Origin of the sequence: Lactobacillus sp. UMNPBX17, from assembly GCF_002553735.1 — a bacterium.
Classification (GTDB): Bacteria; Bacillota; Bacilli; order Lactobacillales; family Lactobacillaceae; genus Lactobacillus; species Lactobacillus gallinarum.
The window spans coordinates 1-5188 of record NZ_PCYT01000083.1 but is presented as its reverse complement, the minus strand read 5'-3'; the positions used below and the strand labels follow the sequence as shown (position 1 = coordinate 5188).

Sequence of the window (5188 nt, the reverse complement as noted above, 5' to 3'; positions counted from 1 at the left end):
ATTAAAAAATCAATTTACGAGAAAGATCTATTTACACAAAAGATTTGACAGTTTCCAAAACATAGCCAAGTGCTAAGAAAAATATAAAGATAATTATAGTTAGTGTATTCATTTTTATCATTTCCCTTTCAAATTTGATCTCATTGTAATACATACTTTCATAAATGTAATTTTTTTACATTATCGCAGATAAATTTAACCCCAAAAGGTCGATACTTAATTCGTATCAGCCTTTATTGCCCAGGAAATATCAGCGTACAGTTTCTAAACAATATGATTTTTTATGGCAGTTGGTACAGCGCAATCTTCTAGTTTCTGTGTTTCTTCTTTATTTCTTTTTAGTTGATCTTCGAGCAAAAGATCGATCAACTTATCACCATTTTTATCCTCTAATATTTTTTGAATATCTTTTAGTGAAAAGCCTAGTTCTTTTAAAAAGATAATCAGTTTTAATTGCTTTACCTGCTTAGCAGAATATAAGCGATAGCCACTTTCACTCACTCTGCTGGGTTTTACCAAACCTTTTCGATCATAATAGCGAATGGTTCTAGTGGTTATGTTCAACTTCTTTGCTAAATCTCCGATTGTATATTCTGACATTACTTTCTCACCTCACAACTTAAATATACGGGTTTACGCTACGTCAGAGTCAAGAATAAGCTAAATTTTCCTGAAAAAACTTCAAAAAGCAAATATTTTACTCTTTTCCTATTGAAATTATTAACATTAACTGTATAATTTTAATTGAATGTTCACTTTATACAAATTTCGGAGGACTAAATGAACGCAATCAGTAATTTCTTTCATTTAAAGGAGAACAATACCTCCTTTAAGACCGAGCTTTTAGCCGGTTTGACTACTTTCGTAAGTATGTCATACATTCTTTTCGTTAACCCAAACGTTTTGGGCGCTAGTGGTATGGATAAAGGTGCATTGTTCACCGTTACTGCATTATCTGCAGCATTCACCTGTATCGTGATGGGACTTGTTGCCAACTATCCAATCGCTTCAGCTCCAACGTTAGGTTTGAACGCATTCTTCACTTACACAGTTTGTCTTGGCATGCACGTTAAATGGCAAACAGCTTTAGCTGCCGTTTTTGTTGCATCAATTCTTTTCATTTTACTAACAGTCTTTAAAGTTCGTGAGATGATTATTGATGCGATACCTGCAGACATTAAATATGCTATTTCTGCCGGTATCGGTTTATTCATCGCCTTCATCGGTCTTCAAGGTGGTAAGTTAATTCAAAACAGTGACTCAACTTTGGTTACTATCGGTAGCCTTAACAATCCAACTGTTTGGATCACTATTTTCGGTTTATTCATTACTATCTTCTTGATGATTGCCCGTGTACCGGGCGCCATCTTCATCGGTATGATTATATCTGCTGTCTTCGGCGTAGTTATTGGTCAAGTTCCAATGCCTAAGGGCGTGATTTCATCTGTCCCAAGCATCGCACCAACTTTTGGTCAAGCAGTTTTCCACATCAGCGATATTAATACCGTTCAAATGTGGGTTGTTGTCTTCACCTTCCTTTTAGTAACTTTCTTTGACACGACCGGTACTTTAATCGGTTTGGTTCAACAAGCCGGCTTAATGAAAGACAACAAGATGCCTCGTGCCGGTGAAGCTTTAGCCGCTGACTCTTCAGGGATGCTTGTTGGTTCAGTACTTGGTACCTCACCTGTCGGCGCCTTCGTTGAATCAAGTTCTGGTATCGCAGTTGGTGGTAGAACTGGTTTAACCGCAGTTTGGGTTGGTATTTTCTTCCTAATTTCTACTATCTTCAGCCCAATCTTGAGCGTCTTTACTACTCAAGTAACTGCACCTGCCTTAATCATCGTCGGAGTTTTAATGGCTGAAAACTTGGCTCACGTACACTGGACTAATCTCGAAATTGCCATTCCTTGTTTCCTCATTGCAATCGGTATGCCTCTTACTTACTCAATTTCAGACGGTTTAGGCTGGGGCCTTATCGTTTACCCAGTTTCAATGATCGCAGCTAAGCGTTTCAAGGAAATTACACCAATGATGTGGATTCTGTTCGTGGTGTTCATTATCTACTACGTGGTTTTAAACGTAAAATAATTTCATTAATAAAATACCTTCATCTAAGCAAGCAGTTAATAGCTGCTTGTTTTTTTGGATTTCACTGCAAAGATTTATATGCTTTATTAAAAACAATTTAAAAAATTATTGACAATTAATTAATGCTTCAGTATTATAACTTACAACATAAATAATATTTTAGCTTTGATAAGGAAAGTAACTTAAGATAAGATTTTCAGAGAGTCTTCGCTTGGTGAAAGAAGATAATTAAGTCTTACGCGAAAATCACCTTTGAGCCGAAAGTGCGATAATTAGCATTCTCAGGGTCCGCCCTATACAGCGGCGACGTATCGCTAATCACAAATAGATTGGCCACACGTGCAGAAGGTTAAATGTTGAAAAACTTTTAACAAAAATAGGTGGTACCGCGTTTTAAACGCCCTATTAGATCAAATTGGTCTGGTAGGGCGTTCTTTTATTATCAAAGTTAAGTTATTAATTTTTAAGGAGAATTGGCAATGGATCAAACAAGATTAGTAACTTTAGATAATGGTTATCACCTATTTACACGAAAAGTCAATGAAGGACCTATTAAACTGCTTTGCTTACATGGTGGCCCTGGCGGAACACATGAAACTTTTGATAATTTTAAAGATGGCTTAAAAGGGCAAGGCGTTGAAGTTTATTCATATGATCAATTAGGATCTTACTATTCTGATCAACCTGATTTTACTAAAAAAGAAAATAAATCATTACTTTCTATCCCTCGATATGTCGATGAAGTCGAAGAAGTAAGACAAAAGTTAGGCTTAGATAACTTTTACTTGTTGGGACATTCATGGGGTGGACTTCTTGCTCAAGAATATGCTTACAAATATGGCAAACACCTAAAGGGCTTAGTTCTAATGTCAATGATTGATAACTTAGATGAATATACAGAAAATATTAATCATGAACGTGAAGAAACTTTTTCACCTGAGCAAGTTGATTACATGAAAGAATGTGAAAAAGCTGAGAATTTTACTGACCCTATGTATCAGCAATTAGTTACTCATCTTTATTCCCTCTTTTTAACAAGACATCCCACAGGTACAGCTCATCCTGTAAATACTCACAATAATGTGATTTACAACTATTTCCAAGGAAATAATGAATTTGTTATGGTGGGTGAGCTTACCAAATGGGATTTCAGAGAGAAACTAGCAAGTTTGAAGATGCCAACTTTATTAACCTTTGGAGAATTCGATACTATGCCACTTTCAGCTGCTCGCAGAATGCATCAAACACTAAGTAATTCACGCTTAACTTTAACTCCGGATGGCGGACATTGTCATAATACTGATAATCCAAAAGCATTTTTCACATCTTTAACTAAGTTTTTACACGATGTTGAGAACAACACATTCAAGGGAGAATAAACTATGAAATTAAACAAATTACTATTATCCGCTTCCGTCGTCTTAGCTTCTTTAGCTACCGCTGCTTGTGGAAATAACAACGCTTCTGCTAATAAAAAAGATCAAACTTTACATTTAATGCAAACAGGAGAAATCTTATCTTTAGATACTTCTAATCAAGCTAATATTAGTCAATGGAATGTCCTAGAAAATTCTATGGAAGGACTTTATCGTGCCGATAAAGAAGGTAATCCTTCTCCAGCAATGGCTACAAAATTAGTTAAGCCAACAGATCACGGTAAAAGATATACCTTCACCTTAAGAAAAAATGCTAAATGGTCCAATGGAGATCCTGTAACTGCGGAAGATTTTGTTAATTCATGGCGTAGATCTGTCAGTCCTAACTCTCAATCAGGTTATTCTTATATCTTCACTGGTGTAAAGAATGCCACCAAAGTCACTGCAGGTAAATTGCCAGCAAAAGATCTAGGGGTCAAAGCTTTAAACAATCGCACTCTTCAAGTTGACCTAGAATATCCAATGCCATACTTTACTAGAATGATGGTTCTGCCAGCATTCTTCCCACAAAGCAAAGCTGCTTTAACTAAATTTGGCAAAAGCTATGGTTCTGCTTCTAATAAGATGTACTACAATGGACCATTCAAGGTTGATGGTTGGACAGGTAGCAATTTGTCATGGGACTTGGACCAAAATAAATATTATTACGATAAAAAAGATATCCATTTAAAGAAAATGAAAATGCAAGTTGTAAAAGATGCAAACACCGCACATCAACTTTTCCAACAAGGAAATCTTGATGACGCAACTATTACAGGAACCACGGCTCAAGGCTTGCAAAAAGATAAAAATTTAATGCATCTTAAACGTGCCGGAGTCTACTATTTACAACTAAATCAACGTCAAGGACGTGTATTTTCAAATTCTAAATTACGTGAGGCTCTATCTTTAGTATTAGACAAAAAACACTTAGCTGAAAAAGTACTTGCCGATGGTTCAGAACCTGCATATACATTTGTTGCACCAACTTTAGCTAAAGATCCAACCACTGGCAAAGATTTTGCAACTGAAATGAAGCCAAGTGAAAATTATAATGTCAAAAAAGCACAAAAATTATGGCAAGAAGGCTTAAAAGAAGAAGGAAAGAAATCTGTCACTTTAACTTACTATACAGATGATCAAACTATCAATAAGAATATTGCCCAATTTGTTCAATCACAAGTTGAATCCAAATTAAAAGGTGCAGATGTTGAAGTACACGCTGTTCCTGCTAAAAATAGCCAAGATAATGTAAGTAAAGGCAACTTTGACATGCACTTTAGTTTATGGCTTGCTGATTATGCTGACCCAATGAGTGATTTTGATATCCTTCAAACCAATAATGCTCAAAATTACGGTAAGTATAGTAGTAAGGCTTACGATAATTACATTAGTGCCGCTAAAAGCAAGAGCGCTGCAGATGTCAAACAATACTGGCAAAATATGAGAAATGCTCAAAGTCAGTTAACTAAAGATACTGCAGTAGCACCTTTGTACAACATGACCGAAAGTCACTTAGTAAGAAGCAACTTAAAGGGTGTATTATGGCACTCCGTTGGTGAAGTTGATTATACAAGAGCATATTTTAAGTAAATAATTTTTAAAACAAGCAGTTCCAGCTGCTTGCTTTTTCTACTCTAAGTCAAGTGTTATCAACGATTTTAAGCAATTTTATTTTGAAA

Annotated in this window: 4 protein-coding genes and 1 other annotated feature; of the genes, 3 read left to right on the top strand and 1 reads right to left on the bottom strand. The window is 35.7% G+C overall.

From position 1 onward, the window contains the following. Window positions 1-264: 264 nt before the first annotated feature. Window positions 265-600: a MerR family transcriptional regulator gene (locus tag CP368_RS09130; RefSeq protein ID WP_233185871.1), complete on the bottom strand. Its 336-nt coding sequence runs from the start codon at window positions 598-600 to the stop codon at window positions 265-267. Between the two features lie 180 nt (window positions 601-780). On the opposite strand from CP368_RS09130, the gene CP368_RS09125 reads away from it, so the two are divergent. From CP368_RS09125 to CP368_RS09115, 3 genes are all read left to right on the top strand, one after another. Next, window positions 781-2091 carry an NCS2 family permease gene (locus CP368_RS09125; RefSeq protein ID WP_098046004.1) on the top strand — a complete coding sequence of 437 codons (1311 nt, stop codon included), beginning with the start codon at window positions 781-783 and terminating at the stop codon, window positions 2089-2091. A gap of 156 nt (window positions 2092-2247) precedes the next feature. Then, window positions 2248-2499 (top strand) — a binding site (T-box leader). 71 nt (window positions 2500-2570) lie between these two features. Beyond that, window positions 2571-3470: a proline iminopeptidase-family hydrolase gene (locus tag CP368_RS09120; protein ID WP_098046003.1), complete on the top strand. Its 900-nt coding sequence runs from the start codon at window positions 2571-2573 to the stop codon at window positions 3468-3470. Window positions 3471-3473: 3 nt separating this feature from the next. Further along, window positions 3474-5099 (top strand): peptide ABC transporter substrate-binding protein, encoded by a 1626-nt coding sequence (locus CP368_RS09115; RefSeq protein ID WP_098046002.1) that lies wholly within the window; start codon window positions 3474-3476, stop codon window positions 5097-5099. Window positions 5100-5188 lie beyond the last annotated feature (89 nt).